This window comes from Streptomyces sp. Y7, from assembly GCF_043195415.1.
GTDB lineage: Bacteria > Actinomycetota > Actinomycetes > Streptomycetales > Streptomycetaceae > Streptomyces.
This window is the reverse complement of record NZ_JBIDDQ010000050.1, coordinates 1-17,840: the sequence shown is the minus strand read 5'-3', so window position 1 is coordinate 17,840 and position 17,840 is coordinate 1. Positions and strand designations below refer to the sequence as shown.

Annotated in this window: 15 protein-coding genes and 2 pseudogenes; 11 read left to right on the top strand and 6 right to left on the bottom strand. The window is 71.5% G+C overall.

What is annotated here, in order from left to right; all coding sequences use genetic code 11:
* Positions 1–139: 139 nt before the first annotated feature.
* Complete coding sequence (locus ACGFW6_RS44975; RefSeq protein ID WP_393523570.1) at positions 140–1,675, bottom strand: DUF4331 domain-containing protein; 1,536 nt, start codon at positions 1,673–1,675, stop codon at positions 140–142.
* 209 nt (positions 1,676–1,884) lie between these two features.
* On the opposite strand from ACGFW6_RS44975, the gene ACGFW6_RS44970 reads away from it, so the two are divergent.
* From ACGFW6_RS44970 to ACGFW6_RS44960, 3 genes are all read left to right on the top strand, one after another.
* A complete protein-coding gene (locus ACGFW6_RS44970) occupies positions 1,885–2,427 on the top strand; it encodes a sigma-70 family RNA polymerase sigma factor (protein ID WP_190073442.1) in 543 nt (180 codons plus the stop codon).
* Positions 2,424–3,242, top strand: coding sequence for an anti-sigma factor domain-containing protein (locus ACGFW6_RS44965; protein WP_393523567.1), 819 nt, complete (start codon positions 2,424–2,426; stop codon positions 3,240–3,242). The genes ACGFW6_RS44970 and ACGFW6_RS44965 overlap by 4 nt, the downstream gene beginning before the upstream one ends.
* Positions 3,243–3,368: 126 nt before the next feature.
* Complete coding sequence (locus ACGFW6_RS44960; RefSeq protein WP_393523564.1) at positions 3,369–3,638, top strand: hypothetical protein; 270 nt, start codon at positions 3,369–3,371, stop codon at positions 3,636–3,638.
* A gap of 248 nt (positions 3,639–3,886) precedes the next feature.
* On the opposite strand, the gene ACGFW6_RS44955 is transcribed toward ACGFW6_RS44960, so the two are convergent.
* Both ACGFW6_RS44955 and ACGFW6_RS44950 read right to left on the bottom strand, forming a co-directional pair.
* Entirely contained in the window at positions 3,887–4,669 is a 783-nt protein-coding gene (locus ACGFW6_RS44955) for an ABC transporter permease (protein ID WP_393523562.1), read from the bottom strand.
* Positions 4,666–5,604 (bottom strand): ATP-binding cassette domain-containing protein, encoded by a 939-nt coding sequence (locus tag ACGFW6_RS44950; RefSeq protein ID WP_393523560.1) that lies wholly within the window; start codon positions 5,602–5,604, stop codon positions 4,666–4,668. Before ACGFW6_RS44950 ends, ACGFW6_RS44955 begins: the two co-directional genes overlap by 4 nt.
* 63 nt (positions 5,605–5,667) lie before the next feature.
* Between ACGFW6_RS44950 and ACGFW6_RS44945 the strand changes: the two genes are divergently transcribed.
* Complete coding sequence (locus tag ACGFW6_RS44945; protein WP_393523557.1) at positions 5,668–6,384, top strand: TetR/AcrR family transcriptional regulator C-terminal domain-containing protein; 717 nt, start codon at positions 5,668–5,670, stop codon at positions 6,382–6,384.
* A 68-nt stretch (positions 6,385–6,452) separates the two neighbouring features.
* Here ACGFW6_RS44945 and ACGFW6_RS44940 read toward each other — a convergent pair whose 3' ends face one another.
* The 3 genes from ACGFW6_RS44940 to hmgA form a co-directional block, all read right to left on the bottom strand.
* Positions 6,453–7,595 (bottom strand): type ISP restriction/modification enzyme, encoded by a 1,143-nt coding sequence (locus ACGFW6_RS44940; RefSeq protein ID WP_393523555.1) that lies wholly within the window; start codon positions 7,593–7,595, stop codon positions 6,453–6,455.
* Positions 7,596–7,737: 142 nt separating this feature from the next.
* Positions 7,738–8,487, bottom strand: a complete 750-nt coding sequence (locus tag ACGFW6_RS44935) for a GntR family transcriptional regulator (RefSeq protein WP_393523553.1) — start codon at positions 8,485–8,487, stop codon at positions 7,738–7,740.
* A gap of 27 nt (positions 8,488–8,514) precedes the next feature.
* Positions 8,515–9,831 (bottom strand): homogentisate 1,2-dioxygenase, encoded by a 1,317-nt coding sequence (gene hmgA / locus ACGFW6_RS44930; protein ID WP_393523550.1) that lies wholly within the window; start codon positions 9,829–9,831, stop codon positions 8,515–8,517.
* A 159-nt stretch (positions 9,832–9,990) separates the two neighbouring features.
* Here hmgA and ACGFW6_RS44925 point away from each other — a divergent pair.
* From ACGFW6_RS44925 to ACGFW6_RS44895, 7 genes and pseudogenes are all read left to right on the top strand, one after another.
* Positions 9,991–10,605 (top strand): annotated as a pseudogene (locus tag ACGFW6_RS44925) (hypothetical protein); the annotation flags it as partial.
* Positions 10,606–10,973: 368 nt separating this feature from the next.
* A complete protein-coding gene (locus ACGFW6_RS44920) occupies positions 10,974–11,624 on the top strand; it encodes a TetR family transcriptional regulator (RefSeq protein WP_393523547.1) in 651 nt (216 codons plus the stop codon).
* 152 nt (positions 11,625–11,776) lie between these two features.
* Positions 11,777–14,029, top strand: a complete 2,253-nt coding sequence (locus tag ACGFW6_RS44915) for a molybdopterin oxidoreductase family protein (protein ID WP_393523545.1) — start codon at positions 11,777–11,779, stop codon at positions 14,027–14,029.
* A 98-nt stretch (positions 14,030–14,127) separates the two neighbouring features.
* Positions 14,128–15,591, top strand: coding sequence for a CitMHS family transporter (locus ACGFW6_RS44910; RefSeq protein WP_393523542.1), 1,464 nt, complete (start codon positions 14,128–14,130; stop codon positions 15,589–15,591).
* Positions 15,592–15,645: 54 nt separating this feature from the next.
* Positions 15,646–16,884 carry an MFS transporter gene (locus ACGFW6_RS44905; RefSeq protein ID WP_393523540.1) on the top strand — a complete coding sequence of 413 codons (1,239 nt, stop codon included), beginning with the start codon at positions 15,646–15,648 and terminating at the stop codon, positions 16,882–16,884.
* 98 nt (positions 16,885–16,982) lie between these two features.
* Positions 16,983–17,594, top strand: coding sequence for a hypothetical protein (locus ACGFW6_RS44900; RefSeq protein WP_393523537.1), 612 nt, complete (start codon positions 16,983–16,985; stop codon positions 17,592–17,594).
* Positions 17,595–17,649: 55 nt separating this feature from the next.
* Positions 17,650–17,840: pseudogene (locus tag ACGFW6_RS44895) on the top strand (hypothetical protein); the annotation flags it as partial.

Sequence of the window (17,840 nt, the reverse complement as noted above, 5' to 3'; positions counted from 1 at the left end):
GTGGGGGATGAGTACTTCGCGGGCCGCGCCGGTCAACAGGGGCGTAGTGCAACGCCTTGAGGGGCGCGGGGAACCGCGCGACCAGCCACAACCGGCCCGCACACGGCCCACGGCCGTTCCCCGCACCCCAGCGGAGCGTCTAGTACGCCCGGTCCCGCATCCGGCGCCACCACATCAGCGCCCCGCCGATGAGGAGGATGCCCAGGGCACCGGCACCGGCCGAGCCGGCGATCAGGGCCATGTTGTCGGTGCCGCCGGAGGCGCCGGCCGGCTGGAGCGCGTCGCCGAGCTGGCTGCGGACGTCCGTGCCGCCGTCGGTGCCCTTGGCGAGCGGGCCGCGAGAGCCCTCGGTCGGCAGGGCGACGTACGGGAAGGCCTTCTCGAAGTCCTTGTCGTTCTTGTCGACCGCGTCGCCCAGGTCGTTCTTGGCGCCCAGCAGCTCACCCTCGACGACCTGGAGCGAGGCGTCGATGACGTCGTCGGTGAGGCGACGGCCGTTCGGGAAGCCCTGGTTGTCGCCGTCGAGGACACCGAGCCGCTTGGGCTCGGCCGTCGGCTTGATCGAGGTGTTCAGGCGCAGTTCCTCCGCCGGGCGCACGTGCGGCGGCTGGTTGAGGCCCTTGACGCCCTTGAGGAAGACGTCGACCAGGTCGTTGCGCGGCTCCTTGGGCGCCGGGATCTTGTAGATCCCCTCGATGAGCTTCGGCAGCTCGGGGTTGGTGACGTTCTTCAGGAACTGGGCGTCGTCCCAGGGCGCGGACGCGTTGAACTTGTCCTTGTCCTTGATCGGGTTGACGACCTCGTTGACCAGCGGGCTGCCCAGACGCGAGACCTGCTCGTAGTAGCCCTTGGCGTTCTGCCGCTGGGTCGTCGACCAGATGCCGACGATGGGCTGGTCCGCCGACTCGGTGATCATGTGGGTCGGGACCTGGAGGGCTATGGAGTTGACGTTGTAGCCCTTGAGGGTGTCGTTGCCGACCTCGGAGAGGTTCCCGCCGTACAGCAGGTCGAAGACCCGCAGGTCCAGGAAGAACGGGTCGTCGGCCTGGCCGGCGAACGTCGTCGTGCCGCCGTGCAGCTCGTGCACGGCCTGCTCGCGCAGCTTGGCGTAGTCCGGCATCGACGCCTTGCCGACGTTCGAAGGCGCCACCGGAACATCGTTGGCGACCTTCGTCTTCGACACCAGCTTCTGGTTCTTGAGCTTGATCAGCTCGATGTCGTACGTCTGCGTGACGTTGAGGTCCGGGTCGTCCAGAGACTCGACCGGACCGGTGTTGTACAGGAACGTCTTCTTGTTCTTGACGTGGGTGTCGAAGGTGAACCGGTACAGCAGCTCGCCCTGCGCGTCCCCGTTGTTGTCGATGTGGAGGTCGTACTGCGCGTCCTCCGCGAAGGGGAAGAAGTTCGGTCCGCCGGCCGGTTCCTCGAACGGGATCCAGTTCGCGACGATCGTCGTCGTGTCCGGCTTGTCCGGGCTGACGAACGCGTACACGTCCGTGTTGTCGTACTGCGGGGTTCCCGAGATGAGCGGGGCCTCCCGGTGGCTGGAGGCGGAGGCCGCCCCCGGTTCCAGCGCGGCGACGCCGGCGGCTGCGAGCCCCCCGGCGGCCAGCGCACCACATACGAGGGTCGCGAGGCCCTTGCGTCCCGCACCGCTCCTGGAATTAGGTGTCATGCCGTCCGTCCTCACTGCCAACTTGCCTGACGCACCGGGATTCGGAGCGGGGGGCGGGCCGGATTGGTCGATCTCGAAAACAAATTTTTCGGCTGCTCGACCCGCTTTTTCGGCTCGTTGATCCGTAACCCCATCCGGAGGTGTGTTCGTTGCGAATACCTCGTGGGACAAGGCGGCCGAGATGCGGTCTGGCTGGAGGGGGAGACGAGTTGGAGGCGGACGAGCTGCTGGTGCTCGTGGCGGGCGGTGACCAGAAGGCCTTCGAGGAGCTGTACGGCCTGGTCTCGGGACCGGTGTTCGGGCTCGTGCGGCGTGTGGTGCGCGACCCCGCCCAGTCGGAGGAGGTGGCGCAGGAGGTGCTGCTCGAACTGTGGCGGTCCGCGGCGAAGTTCGACCCGGGCCGGGGCAGCGCCCTGTCCTGGATCCTCACCCTCGCCCACCGCCGCGCCGTCGACCGGGTGCGCAGCGCCCGCGCGGCCGGCGAGCGCGAGCAGCGCGAGGCTCTGCGCGCGAACCACCCCGCCTTCGACCACGTGGCCGAGGAGGTCGAGGCCGGCCTCGAACGCGAGTGGGTGCGCCGCTGTCTGGAGCGCCTCACCGCCCTCCAGCGCCAGTCGGTCACCCTCGCCTATTACGACGGCTACACCTACCGTGAAGTGGCCGAGCGGCTGTCCCTGCCGCTGGGCACGGTCAAGACCCGGATGCGCGACGGACTCACCCAGCTGCGCAAGTGCCTGGGAGGAGTCGCGTGAGCTTCGTCGACCGCCTGCTGCGCCGCGAGGACCTGCACTCCCTCGCCGCGCCCTACGCCCTCGACGCGCTGGAGCCCGGCGAGCGGCTCCGCTTCGAGAAGCATCTGAGGACCTGCGCCGTCTGCGCCGCCGAGGTGCGCACGCTGTCCGAGGACGCCGTCCGCCTCGCCTGGTCGACGGCCGCCGCGCCGCCGGCCGCGATGCGCGACCGGGTGCTGGCCGCCGTACGCGCCACTCCGCAGGAGCCCGTCGGGCGGGAGTCGGCACCCGCGCGTGCGACGCAGCTGCCCCCGCACGTGTGGGGCAACCAGCCGCCGCCGCGCGCCCGTGCGCCCAGGACGCGCCCCTTGTTCGTGCCGTTCGCCACGGCGACCGCCGCCGCGGCACTCGTCGTCGCCTCCCTGTTCGCCGTCCAGGCGAACCGGACGCAGGATCAGCTGGACGCCCAGCAGGCGCGGGCGAGTGAGATCGCTAACGTTCTGGGAGCGCCCGACGCCCGCGCGACAGCCGGCAAGGACGCCGAGGGCCGGACGATCGGAGTGGTGGCTTCCGCATCTGAGGGGCGCGCCGTCGTCACTCTGAGCGGATACGGCGATCTGCCGAGCGGCCGGGTGCACCAGCTCTGGCTCATGCGCCCCGGTGTGCAACCACGCTCCCTGGGGCTTTTCGACGGCGACACGCCCTTGGTCGCGGCCGGTCTCGACAAGTCGGCGACGTCACTGGCTGTGACCGTCGAGCCCGACGGGGGATCACCGCAACCCACCAGCCAGCCAGTTGTCCAACTCGCCCTGAAATCGGTTGGATTCGGAGAGTAACCGGGCGCGAGTCGTCAACACCCTTACGGGGAAGGTGAATCCTGTGACCGCGATACACGAGTGCCCCACCGGGGCGATAGGGTTAACCTGCCCGGGCCGGGTGGACTCGTACGGGTGGGGAGTGACATGGATCAGATAACAGTGCGCAGCAGGGCCAGGGTCCCTGCGATCACCTGCGGGAGCAGCGCGACCAGTTCGCGTCTCGACCGCCATCTGTCGGTACTGGCGGGTCCCGCCGTGCCGCAGCGGGAGGCGGCCGAGGCGACTTCGCTGATGCGCGAGCTCACCACGCGTGACAAGGCGCACGAGCGCAGCGACCGAAACGCGCGGGTCCGTCGTGTCTCGCTCTTCGCCCCGCTGCGCAGGCTCCGGCGTTCGCTGTTCGGCGGGCGCTGAGCCGCACCGGCGTTCCTCGCGCGACTTCACGAGGCCCGCGCTCGGTGGCACGTCCTTCCCGGCACCGCGCTGTCGCCGCCGTCATCCCCACGGCAAGCAGCGGTGCCCCGGAGTGCTACCCGGGCGCGGGCACGTCCCCCCGGTCCACCCGCCTCGTTCACCGGCCCGCGTCCCGTGCGTAACGCTTCAGTCGCGCACGGACGCTGACGAGGCGGCCCCCCGAACCCCGGTCCTCCCCACCCGGGGTGTCAGCCCTCGCCGCGCCCGTAGCGCCGCACGGCGAGCGGCGCGAACACCGCGATCAGTACCGCGCACCACATCAGCGACCCGGCGAGCGGATGTGCGACCGGCCACGCGGCGCCCTCCGGTACGGGCGCGTTCCCGAACAGGTCCCGCAGCGCCGTGGTGACCGCGCTGATCGGATTCCACTCGGCGACGGTGCGCAGCCAGTCCGGCAGGTTGTCCGTCGGGATGTAGGCGTTGGACAGCAGCGGCAGGACGAACGTCGCCCCGCCCAACTGGCCGGCGGCCTCCTCGTTCCGGGTGAGCAGCCCCAGGTAGATCCCGATCCACGTGGTCGCGAACCGGAACAGCAGCAACAGCCCCACAGCGCCCGCCGCTTCGAGCGCGGACCCCTCGATCCGCCATCCCACCGCGAGCCCGACCAGCAGGAACGGCACCGTCCCCGCGGCCGTCACGACCAGATCCGCGGCCGCCTGCCCGAGCGGTACGGCGGCCCGGCTCATCGGCAGGGTCCGCAGCCGGTCCATCACCCCGCGGTGGGTGTCCTGGGCGGCCTGGAACATCCCGGTCATGATCCCGTTCGCCGCGGTCGCCACCAGGAGGCCCGGCACCAGGAAGGACCGGTACTGCTCGCCCGGCATCGCCAGCGCGCTGCCGAAGACGTAGCCGAAGAACAGCAGCATGGTGATCGGCATGGTCTGGGTCAGGATCAGCAGCCCGGGGTTGTTGCGGATCCGCCGCAGCTGCCGGCCCAGCATCGCGCCGCCGTCGTAGGCCAGGGTGCTCATGCGGCACTCTCCTCGGTGAGTCGCAGGAAGACGTCGTCGAGCGTCGGCGGCTGGATGCTCGCGTCCAGCAACGGAACGCCCGCCGCGTCGAGTTCGCGCACCAGCCGGGGCAGGGTCAGCGTGGCGTCCCGGGTGACCGCGCCGACGGAGCGCCGGTCGTGGTCGAACGACGGCTCCGCGCCGGTGAGTTGATCGAGTACGGCCGCCGCCTTGACCAGCACGTCGGCGTCGGCGACGACGACCTCCACGTGCGCGCCGATGAGGGCCTTGAACTGGGCGGGCGAACCCGTGTGCGCCACCCGGCCCTGGTCCACCAGGGCTATGTCGTCGGCCAGTTGGTCGGCCTCCTCCAGGTACTGCGTGGTCAGCAGCACCGTCGTGCCGTCGGCGGTCAGTTCCCGTACGGCGTCCCAGATCCGGTTGCGGCTGGCCGGGTCCAGGCCGGTCGTGGGCTCGTCGAGGAAGAGCACGTCGGGGCGGCGCACGAGGCTCGCCGCGAGGTCGAGGCGGCGACGCATCCCGCCCGAGTACGTGGACGCCGGCCGGTCGGCCGCCTCGGTCAGGCCGAAGCGGTCCAGGAGCTCGGCGGCCCGGTCGGCCGGCCCGCGCACCCGGTGCAGCCGGGCGAACAGCCGCAGGTTCTGCCGGCCGGTGAGCTCTCCGTCGACCGAGGCGTACTGGCCGGTGACGCCGATGCCGCGGCGGACGGCCGCCGGGTCGCGGAGCAGGTCGTGCCCGGCGACCCGGGCCGAGCCGGCGTCCGGCCGCAGCAGCGTGGTGAGGAGCCGTACGGCCGTCGTCTTGCCCGCGCCGTTCGGGCCGAGGAGGCCGCAGACGGTGCCCTGCGCGACGGCCAGATCGAGTCCGCGCAGGGCGTGGACCTCGCCGAATCGCTTCTCCAGACCTTCACTAAGTACAGCGTACGTAGAAGTCATGGGTCGACCATAGCGCACTACGTACGGTGTACGTAACTAGGATGGTGGTCGAGGTGATGATCGATGGCAGGCAAGGCGGCCGAGCCCGGCGTGATCTGGGCCCGTCCCGAGCGGACCGGGCGCGGTCCGAGGCCCGCGTTCACGCGCGCGGACATCGCGGCCGCGGCGGTGCGCATCGCCGACGCGCGCGGGCTGGACGCCGTGTCCATGCGGCATGTCGCGGCCGAACTGGGCTGCGGGACGATGTCGCTGTACAACTACGTCCCCCGTAAGGAGGACCTGCACGAGCTGATGATCGACGCGGTGGGCGCCGAGCACGACATCCGGGAGCCCTCGGGCGACTGGCGTGCCGACATGATCCGCAACGCGCAGGAGACACGCGGCATCATGCACCGCCACACCTGGGTGCCGCGGCTGATGTCAGGGGTGTACGGCTTCAGCCCCAACACCCTGCGCTACCTGGAGCACTGTCTGGCCTGTCTCGAACCGCTCGACGTTCCGTACAGCGTGAAGATGGAGCTGGTCGCGCTGCTCAACGGTGTCGTGACGACGTACACCGCGAACGAGATCGCCACCGCCGAGCGCACCCGTTCCATGCCCTGGTCCGAGGAGGAGGAGAACGCGGTCCGCATCGCGTACCTCGGCGGGCAGGTGGCCACCGGCAACTATCCGCACCTCGCGGCGGCCTTCATGGCGGACAGCGGGCCCATCGATCTGGAGGGGGTGTTCCGGCGGGCGCTGGAACGGGTGCTGGATGCATTCGATCCCGGCGCGCGTTAGGGGAGCTCCCCCGGCCGGTCGGGCGCCTGCCGCGCCGTCGCGGCCGTTCCCCGCGCCTCTGAGGTCGGTCAGAGCAACGCGAACTGGCCTTCTGGGCCTTCCTCGTGGTGGTCCAGGACCGATGCCGGGCGACGTGCCGGCCCGGGGACCGGCAGAACGCCGGCCTTGTGCAGGTCGGTCGTCGTGATGGGGGACGGCAAATCCTCGCCGAGCGGCTGGAGTTCCGCCAGCAGGGCCAGGACCGTGATCAGTTCCAGCAGCTCCGACGTCCATGTCTGCGGCCAGGTCGCCGGGCGGATCGCCGCCAGCGTGCCGGGCTCGGCCTCCGCGGCGCGGGCGGTGAACCACTGCTCCAGGACCTTTACGCCGGCCACCTCGTAGTCCCAGGCTTCCGGCGGGACGGGGGAGATCCTGCCCTCGTCCAGCAGCAGGGCCTCCTCGTCGCGGTCGTACTCCAGCGTCACGGGACGGGAGGGGAGCGGCGCGCGGACGTACGGGCGGCGGCCGCCGGGCAGCTTCGGGCGGTCGCCGTTGCGCCGCATCAGCCACAAGGCGCGGTGGCCCGACTCCACGCCACGTGCCCACAGTTCCGGGTCGGCGGTCAGGGGGACGGTGAGGTCCGGGCGCGCGGCCGCCAGCGTCCAGGCCAGGACGTCCAGCGGCTCGACCGGAACGCCGAGCCGGTCCCGGAGGTGCTCCGTGAGGCCCGGCGCCAGGTTGGGTTCCGTGCCGCCGGGGCGGCGGTACAGCGGGCGGACGCGGCCCGGGCGGAGCAGCGGGAGCACGGAGGTCGCCAGCAGGCCGGACTCCGGCGTCTCCAGGACGAAGACCTGGTGGTCGTCCCGCACCCGCCACAGCTCGGGACGGGCCGCGTCGATCAGACGGTGGTCGGGGATCAGCCACTGTTCGTCGAAGGGGGCGTGCAGGACGCGTACCGGCTCCGGGCAGGGACCCGCGGCGCGGACCAGCTTCTCCGTGCCGGTGGAGTGCCCGGGCAGCTGGCCCACCGCGGAGTGCAGGGTGCGGGAGCGGGTCGGCTCCAGCAGGGCCTCCCGGTCCGGGCCCTCGGCCTTGACGAAGGCGTCCCAGCGGGCCTTCAGGGTCGCCGGGTCGGGGCCCGCCGGCCACCCCCGGCCGAGCCGCGGCGGTGCGACGGACCACGGCATGAGGTCCGCCAGCGGCGGAGCGTCGTCGTGCGTCACGCTGGGCATGGTACGGCCTGGGTCCGACAGGCGGGGCGGCGCGGCGCCCCCGCGAGGGGCGCGGAGCTGTGCCGACATGCGGCTCCGCCGCGCGGGAGCGACCGGCCCCCGCCCACCCGCGGTTCGCGTACCGCGCTTTCCGGTGACGCGCCTACGTCGCGTCCAGGGTCACCGTGAAGGAGAAGCGGTCGCCCCGGTAGTTGATGACCGCCGCGTCCAGCACGCGCCCGCCCGCGTCGTACGTCACGCCCGTGTAGTGCAGGATCGGGCTCAGCAGCGGGACCTGGAGCAGCCGCGCCGTCTCCGGGTCCGCCAGCCGCGCCTCCACGGTGTCCGTGATGCGGCCGATGTCCGCCCCGACGACGTCCCGCAGCACCTTCGTCATCGGCCAGCGGAGGAGGTCGTCCAGATCGATCCGCGCCGCCAGTTCGGGGCGGACGAAGTTGCGGGCGTGGTTGGTCGGCTCGCCCGTCTTCTCGTCGCTGCGCAGTCGGTGGTACGTCGCCACCTCGGTCACGTCCGGGAAGTACTCGGCGAGTTCGCCCGGCACCTGCGCCCGGCCGTGGTCCAGCAGTTCGGTCGCCATGCCGGACTGCTGGGCCACGATTGCGTCCACCGAGCCGAGCAGCCGCACCGGGGCTCCCCGGCGGGCGTCCGGCTCGATGAACGTGCCGCGTCTGCGATGGCGCGTGATCAGGCCCTCGTCCTCCAGCTCCTTCAGCGCCTGCCGCATGGTCAGCACGCTCACGCCGTAGTGCTCGGCCAACTGCTCCTCGGTGGGCAGGCGCAGCGGGTCCTCGGGCCGGCGGCCCAGTATGGAGGCGCGCAGCGACTGCGACACCTGGTACCAGAGCGGCAGCTTGCGGTTCAGGACGATCGAGTCCGGGGCGAAGGAGGTCACTGGGCCATCCGTACCGGTAGGGGATCTCTACTGCAAGGGGCGGAAGTGTCGCTCCATGCCCCGCCAGACGTCGTCGTAGCGCTGTTGCAGGTGGTCGGCTCCGGCCGCCTGCGGGGTCAGCGTCACCGGCCAGCGGGTCTCGAACATGAACGCCAGACCGTCGTCGATCTTCTGCGGCCGCAGCTCCGCGGCGCTCGCCCGGTCGAAGGTCTCACGGTCCGGGCCGTGCGCCGACATCATGTTGTGCAGCGAACCGCCACCGGGCACGAAACCCTCCGCCTTGGCGTCGTAGGCGCCCTCGACGAGGCCCATGTACTCGCTCATCACGTTCCGGTGGAAGTACGGCGGCCGGAAGGTGTCCTCGCCCACCAGCCAGCGGGGCGCGAACACCACGAAGTCGACGCCCGCGAGACCCGGGGTGTCCGACGGGGACGTCAGCACGGTGAAGATCGACGGGTCGGGGTGGTCGTAGGAGATGGAGCCGATCACATTGAAGCGGCGCAGATCGTAGATGTACGGCACATGGTTGCCGTGCCAGGCGACCACGTCGAGAGGTGTGTGGTCGTACATCGCCGTCCACAGGTTGCCGCAGAACTTGTTCACCACCTCCACCGGGCCCTCGACCTCCTCGTACGCGGCCACCGGCGCCCTGAAGTCCCGGGCGTTGGCGAGGCCGTTGGCGCCGATCGGGCCGAGGTCGGGGAGGTGGAAGGGCGCCCCATAGTTCTCGCACACATATCCCCGCGCGGAGTCATCCAGCAGCTCCACACGGAAGCGCACCCCACGGGGAATGAGCGCCACATGTCCCGGCTCCACATGGAGCATCCCGAACTCCGTGCGCAGCAGCAGCCCGCCGCGCTCCGGCACGATCAGCAGCTCGCCGTCGGCGTCGCTGAAGACGCGGTCCATCGAGGAGTTGGCGTGATACAGGTGCACGGCCATACCCGTGCGCTGGGTCGCGTCGCCGTTGCCGCCGAGGGTCCACAGGCCGGCCAGGAAGTCGGTGCCCGGCGTCGGCTCGGGCAGCGGGTTCCAGCGCAGACGGTTCGGGTCCGGCACCGACTCCGTGAAGGGCGCCGTACGGATCTGGCCGTTGTCCGTGCGGGTGAATGCCGGGTGGGCCGCCGACGGGTGGATGCGGTAGAGCCACGAGCGGCGGTTGTGCGCCCTCGGCTCGGTGAACGCCGTACCGCTCAGCTGTTCCGCGTACAGGCCCAGCGGGGCGCGCTGGGGTGAGTTGCGGCCCTCGGGGAGGGCGCCGGGCACCGCCTCCGAGCTGTGCTCGTTGCCGAAACCGGAGAGGTAGGTCAGCCCTTCCGCGGTCTTCCGCGCGTCCCCGCTCATGATCGCTCCCTTGAGATCTGATTCCTATGCTCTACCGTAGGATTGCGTTTTCCCGGGCGCAAGAGATCAGCCGGACTCCGCTTCGAGTACGACGAGAACCGGACGCCGACCCGACTCAAGGGGGATTCGGCTGTCGGACCGGTGTTCTAGTCTCCGGGCATGTCGTGGACCCGGCCCCTGCTCGCCGCGTCGGCGGTCTGTGTCCTGCTGCTGACCGGATCCGCCGGCTGTGGCTCCGGCGATGCGCGGGACCCGGGGAAGGGCGGCGCTTCGCCGTCCCCGGCGGGCAAGGTCCTCGAGGACACCGACGACGCCGGGCGGCACTTACGGGAGGTCGGCGAGGACGAGGCGCCCGAGGTCGCCATAGAGGTCCAGCCGGACCCTGAAGGTGACGGCGGGGGCGAGGCCGGGCCGGACGGAGCCGGCACCGGAGGGGGCTGGGACGTGCGGCTGACCGTGCGTGCCTTCCGCTTCTCGCCCGCCGGGGCCGAGGCGCGGGCGGTCGCCGGGCGGGGGCTGGCGTACCTCTTCGTGGACGGCCGCCTCGTCACCCGGCTCCGCGCTCCCGGCTACCGACTCCCGGCGGACCTCGTCCCGCGCGGCACGCACCAGGTCACCGCCCGGCTGTACGCCGACGACGGCACGGTGTGGGCCGTGGACGGCGCCCCCGTGGAGAGCACGGCCGACGTCACGGCCTCGGGGGCGGAGACGGAGACGGAGACGGAAACGGAGACGGGTACGGGTACGGGGGCGGGCACGGGTACGGACCCGGCGGAAACGGGGGCGGAGACGACGACGGGGACGGACCGGGCGGAAACGGGGGCGGAGACGACGACGGGGACGGACCGGGCGGAAGCGGGGACGGGGGCGACGACGCGGACGGTCCCGGCGGAAACGGGGATGGAGACGACGACGGGGGCGGAGAAGGCGATGGGAGCGGAGAAGGCGATGGGGGCGGAGAAGGTGACGCGGGCGACGGAGGTGGCGGGGGCGACTGAGGCGGAAGTGGAAAACGGGTCGACCGCGATGCCGATGCCGGTACCGACGGTGTCCGCCCCCGTACCGAGCGCAGCACTGAGTGCACCGCATACCCGCTTCCGTACCGGGGGTCAGGGTTCACCGGACCGAGCCGGAAAGGCATCATGAAGACCGTGCCCCATCCAGCAACGCTTCGCCGGGCGCCCGTGCAGCGGCGCAGCGCAGAACGGCTCACCAGGATCCTCGACGCCTGCGCCGACCTCCTCGACGAGGTCGGCTACGACGAGCTGAGCACCCGGGCCGTCGCCCAGCGGGCCGGCGTCCCGATCGGCTCGGTCTACCGGTTCTTCGGCAACAAACGCCAGATGGCCGACGCCCTCGCCCAGCGCAACCTGGAGCGCTACACCGCCCGGGTCACCGAGCGCCTGGAGGGGGCCACCGGTGGGGGTACCTCCCGCTCGGGCGAAGCCGAGAGTGGGGGAGGCTGGCGGGTGGCGATGGACGCCGTGCTCGACGAGTACATCGCCATGAAGCGCACCGCGCCCGGCTTCTCCCTGGTCGACTTCGGCAACCAGATCCCCGTCGGTACCCGCGGTGAACCCAATCACCGCGTCGCCGACCGCCTCACCGACCTGCTCTCCGGCTACCTCGACCGCGAACCGGACGAGGACCTGCGGCGCACCTTCCTGGTCTCCGTCGAAACGGCCGACACGCTGGTCCACCTGGCCTTCCGGGTGGCCCCGGAGGGTGACGAACGGATCCTGGAGGAGGCCCGGGTGCTGCTGCGGGCGTATCTGGCGCGCGTGCTGGACTGACCACCCGCCGCGGCCGGTCCTGCGCGACGCGGGACCGGCCTCTCGCAAATTTCCGACCTCACCCCCGGAGAGGGCTCCCGGCCGTGCATACCGGTCGGTATGCTCGGCTCCGAGTCCGCGCGCCCATACCGCCGCCACCTCCGGGAGGACCCGTGTCCCGCACCGCCCTGCGTATCTGCCCCCTGTGCGAGGCCACCTGCGGCCTGACGCTCACGATCGAGGGAACCGCGGTCACCGGTGCCCGCGGAGACCGTGACGACGTGTTCAGCCAGGGATTCATCTGCCCCAAGGGCGCCTCCTTCGGCGCCGTGGACGGCGACCCCGACCGGCTGCGCACCCCGCTCGTGCGCCGGGACGGCGAACTGCGCGAGGCCACCTGGGAGGAGGCATTCGACGCCGTCGCCGCCGGTATCCGCCCGGTCGTCGAGCGGTACGGTCCGAACTCGGTCGGCGTCGTGCTGGGCAACCCCAACGTGCACACCGTGGCCGGCGCGCTCTATCCGCCCGTCCTGCTCGCCGGCCTGGGCACCCGCAGCGTCTTCACCGCCTCCACGGTCGACCAGATGCCCAAGCACGTCTCCAGCGGACTGCTCTTCGGTGACGCCCTGGCGATCCCGGTGCCGGACCTCGACCGCACCGACCACCTCCTCCTGATCGGCGCCAACCCCCTGGAGTCCAACGGCAGCCTGTGCACCGCCCCCGACTTCCCGGGCAAGCTCAAGGCGCTCAAGGCCCGCGGCGGCACCCTCACCGTCATCGACCCGCGTCGCACCCGCACCGCCAAACTCGCCGACCGGCACGTCGCGATCCGGCCCGGCACCGACGCACTGCTGCTGGCCGCGATGGCGTACGTCCTCTTCGAGGAGGACCTCGTCGCGCTCGGGGAACTGGCGCCGCACGTCCAGGGCGTCGAGGAACTCCGCGCGGAGGTGCGGGACTTCACCCCGGAGGCCGTCGCCGACGCCTGTGACGTCGACGCCGGCACGATCCGCGCCCTGGCCCGCGAGCTCGCCGCCGCCCCGACCGCCGCCGTCTACGGCCGTATCGGCAGCTGCACCGTCCCGCACGGCACCCTGGCCAGCTGGCTCGTCGACGTCCTCAACGTCCTCACCGGCAACCTCGACCGCCCCGGCGGCGCCCTCTTCCCGCAGGCGGCCACCGACAGGACGCCCCGCCCCGCGGGTCCCGGCCACGGCTTCGCGCTCGGGCGCTGGCACTCCCGGGTGAGCCGGCACCCCGAGGCCAAGGGCGAGGTGCCGCTGTCCGCGCTCGCCGAGGAGATCGACACCGCCACCGCCGAGGGCGAGCCCGTCCGCGCCCTCGTGGCCGTCGCGGCCAACCCGGTCCTGTCGGCCCCCGACGGCGACCGGCTCGACAAGGCCCTGGACTCGCTCGACTTCATGGTCAGCGTCGACCCGTACCTCAACGAGACCTCGCGCCACGCTCATGTCGTGCTGCCGCCGCCCCCGCCCTCGCAGAGCCCGCACCACGACTTCGCCTTCAACACCCTCGCCGTGCGCAACCAGGTCCGCTACACCCGCGCCGCCGTCCCGCTGGAGCCGGGCCGCATGGCCGAGGCCGAGATCCTGGCCCGGCTGATCCTGGCCGCCACCGGCATGCACGGCGCCGACCCGTCCGCGGTCGACGACCTGGTCATCGGCCAGACACTCGGCAAGGCCGTCAAGGAGCCCCACTCTCCCGTCCACGGGCGCGACCCGCAGGAGATCGCCGCGCGGCTCACCGGCGAGAGCGGCCCCGAGCGGCGGCTCGACATGATGCTGCGCCTCGGCCCCTATGGCGACGGCTTCGGCGTACGACCCGACGGGCTCACCCTGGAACAACTGCTCGCGCATCCGCACGGCATCGACCTCGGACCGCTCAAGTCCCGGCTGCCGCAGCCGCTGAAGACCGTCAGCGGCAAGGTGGAGCTGCTGCCGGAGCCCATCGCCGGGGATCTGCCCCGGCTGCGGGAGGCCCTGCTGCACCGCCCCGAGGGCCTCGTCCTCATCGGCCGCCGCCATCTGCGCTCCAACAACAGCTGGATGCACAACGTGCCCGCCCTGACCGGCGGCTCCAACCGCTGCACCCTCCACATCCACCCGGCGGACGCGGAACGGCTCGGCGTACGGGACGGCGCGGCCGTACGCCTCAAGGGCGCCGGGGGAGAGGTGACCGCGCCCGCCGAGGTCACCGACGCGGTGCGCCCGGGTGTGGTGAGCCTGCCGCACGGCTGGGGGCACGACCGCCCCGGCACCCGGCTCGGGCACGCCGCCACCGACCCCGGAGTCAACGTCAACCAGCTCCTCGACGGCAGTCTGCTCGACCCGCTGTCGGGCAACGCGGTGCTCAACGGAGTGCCCATCGAGGTGGCCCCGGTGTCCGAAAAGATCACGGCTCTGACCTGAGCAAAGCTCTGACCTGGAGTTTTGCGCTTATTGCTCGCACGTCAACGTCTTGTTAACGCTGCTTGACGGGTCCTAACGTCGTCGCACCCCCGGCCCTCGTGGGATGTTCAAGGGCGAACGTTAGGTATCCACTCATGCTGACCCTCCTCGGCTTCGCCATGATCGCGACCTTCCTGGTCCTGATCATGATGAAGAAGATGTCGCCGATCGCGGCGCTCGTACTGATTCCGGCACTGTTCTGTGTGTTCGTCGGAAAGGGCGCCGAGCTCGGTGACTACGTCATCGAAGGCGTCACCAGCCTCGCCCCCACCGCGGCGATGCTCATGTTCGCGATCGTCTACTTCGGTGTGATGATCGATGTCGGCCTCTTCGATCCGATCGTTCGGGGCATCCTGAAGTTCTGCAAGGCCGACCCCATGCGGATCGTCGTAGGCACGGCGGTCCTCGCCGCGATCGTCTCGCTCGACGGCGACGGCTCGACCACCTTCATGATCACCGTCTCGGCGATGTACCCGCTGTACAAGCGCCTGAAGATGAGCCTGGTCGTGATGACCGGTGTCGCGGCGATGGCCAACGGCGTGATGAACACCCTGCCGTGGGGCGGCCCGACGGCCCGTGCCGCCACCGCGCTCAAGCTCGACGCCAGCGACATCTTCGTCCCGATGATCCCGGCCCTCGCCGTGGGTCTGCTGGCCGTCTTCGTCCTCTCGTACTTCCTCGGCCTGCGTGAGCGCAAGCGCCTCGGCGTGCTCACCCTGGACGAGGCCCTGGTCAAGGAGAAGGCCGAGGAGAAGGAGACCGAGACGGTGCTCGTGGGCGCCGCCGGCTCCAACGGCTCCGGTGCGGCCAAGTCGCCTGCGGGCACCGGCGGTTCGGGCTCCGGCACCGACGCGGAGGACGGCGCCGAGGACGACGAGCGCTTCCAGGCGCTGGACCCGAACCGGCCCACCCTGCGGCCCAGGCTCTACTGGTTCAACGCGCTGATGACCGTCACCCTGCTGACCGCCATGATCATGGAGTGGCTGCCGATCCCGGTGCTGTTCCTGCTCGGCGCCGCGCTCGCGCTCACCGTGAACTTCCCGCACATCCCGGACCAGAAGGCCCGTCTCGCCGCCCACGCCGACAACGTCCTGAACGTCTCCGGCATGGTCTTCGCCGCCGCCGTCTTCACCGGCGTCCTCCAGGGCACCGGCATGGTCGACCACATGGCCAAGTGGATGGTGGACGTCATCCCCGAGGGCATGGGCCCGCACATGGCCCTGGTCACCGGTGTGCTGAGCCTTCCGCTCACCTACTTCATGTCCAACGACGGCTTCTACTTCGGCGTCCTGCCCGTGCTCGCCGAGGCCGGCGCCGCACACGGCGTCACCCCGCTGGAGATGGCCCGCGCCTCCCTGGTCGGCCAGCCGCTGCACATGTCGAGCCCGCTCGTCCCCGCCGTGTACGTCCTCGTCGGCATGGCCAAGGTGGAGTTCGGCGACCACACCAAGTTCGTGGTGAAGTGGGCGGCCCTCACCTGTCTGGTCATCCTCGCGGCGGGCATGCTCTTCGGAATCATCTGATCCGCGTCGTCGCCTGTTCCTGATCCCCGCACACCCTTCACGGAGGACACGCTCATGAGGCCCGGTGGGAACCGCGGCTGGCTGCTCCGCCTCGTCATCGCCTTCAGCTTCGCGCAGGGGGCGGTGTCGATGGCACGGCCCGCCGTCTCCTACCGGGCCCTCGCGCTGGGCGCCGACGAGCGGGCGATCGGCGTGATCGCGGGCGTGTACGCCCTGCTCCCGCTGTTCGTCGCCGTCCCGCTGGGCCGGCGCACCGACCACGGCCGCTGCGCGCCGCTGCTGCCCGTCGGCGTGGTCCTGATATCCGGCGGCTGTGCCCTCAGCGGCCTCGCGGACTCGCTGTGGGCGATGGCGGTCTGGAGCGGGGTGATGGGACTCGGCCATCTCTGCTTCGTGATCGGCGCCCAGTCCCTCGTCGCCCGCCAGTCCGCGCCGCACGAACAGGACCGCAACTTCGGCCACTTCACCATCGGCGCCTCCCTCGGCCAATTGGTCGGCCCGATCGCGGCGGGCGCGCTGATCGGCGGCCCGGACATGGCGGGGACCAGCGCGCTCGCGCTGCTGGTGGCGGGCGCCGGCGGCGCGGTCGCGCTCACCTCGCTGTGGCGCATAGAGAGCCGTACGACGGCCAAGTCCCGCGAGGAACAGGGCGAGCGGGTGCCCGTGCAGCGCATACTGCGCGCCAGGGGCGTGCCCGCCGGCATCTTCATCAGCCTCGCCGTGCTGTCCGCGACCGACATCCTCACCGCCTATCTGCCGGTGGTCGGCGAGCACAGCGGCATCGCGCCGGCCATGATCGGCGTCCTGCTCAGCCTGCGCGCGGCGGCCACCATCGCGTGCCGACTGGTCCTGACGCCCCTGCTGCGGCTGCTCGGCCGGACCCTGCTGCTGACGGTGACCTGTCTGCTGGCGGCTCTGCTGTGCGCGGGCATCGCGCTGCCGGTGCCGGTGTGGGCGCTCGCCGTGATGCTGGCGGTGCTCGGGTTCTGTCTCGGCGTGGGGCAGCCGCTGTCCATGACGACGGTCGTGCAGGCGGCACCCGAGGGCGCCCGCTCCACCGCCCTCGCGCTGCGGCTGACCGGCAACCGGCTCGGCCAGGTCGCCGCACCGGCGTCGGCGGGCCTGGTCGCCGGTGTCGCGGGGGTGGCGGCGCCGTTCGTGATGCTGGGTGCGCTGCTGCTGGTCTCGGCGGGCACGGCGCTGCGGGCGCCCGCGCGGCCGGCGGAAGGGCCGGAGGGCACCGGTAAGGCGATCCTTCCAAGGGCGATCTTGCGTCGAAAGAGTGGTATCTGATGGGCCGTAAGGCGCTGCTTCCACGATTAGGCGTGCACATGTGAAAGAGAGTCAGACGAAGCGATTTGTACGAAAATCGTCTGACTCGGAGGACTCGCATGCCCACCACGCCTCTTCCACACCGCGCCGCGCGCATCGCCGCCGTCACGGCGCTGACCGCCGCGCTGACCCCGCTGACCGGGATGCCGACGTCCGGAGCCGCGCCGATGGCGCCCGGTGACAATGGCACACTCAAGATCCACACGGCGCCGTGGGACGGGGTCGCGCGTACGCCGTACGGGGACGCGATCGACGAGCCGAGGGTCTGCCGGTTCTACCTCGACGCGGCCAACTTCGAGACCATCACGGCCGTCACCTGGAACATCGCGACCCAGCCCAATGTGCCGGGCGGCGCCACGCTGCGCGGGACCCTGAACCTCGCGGGCGGCATCGGCCACACCGAGGACCTCAACCTGCCCGACGGTCAGTACCAGCTGACCTGGACGTTCACCGGCATCACGGGCGGCGAGCGGCAGAAGACCTTCTCGGTCGACTGCCGCACCTCGATGACGACGCCCCCGCCCGGCCCGCAGGGCGGTCCGCCGGCCGGTGGCGGTGGTATCGCGCGCGGTGAGGCCTTCACCACGGTCGCCGGTGCCGGCGTCGTCGGCCTCGTCGCGGTGGGCGGGGTGATGTGGTTCCGGCTCCGTCGCCGTACGCATGGCGCGTAGAAGACGCAGGCCCTGGTACCGGAGGCGTGCCTACCGTCTGGCGAGGACGGCCGTGATGACCGTCTCGCTGGTGGTGGTCTGTGTCCGGTGCGACCACGACGGGCCCGGAGCCGGCACGACCGCTCCGGGCTCCGCCGAGGCCTCCGAGGTCCGAGCCGCCGGCACCGGGGACGGTGCCGGCGGGGTGGGCGCCGACTCCCGTCCCCGCGCGGGCGATCCGCCTCCCGACACCCGCGAGGCGCCCCC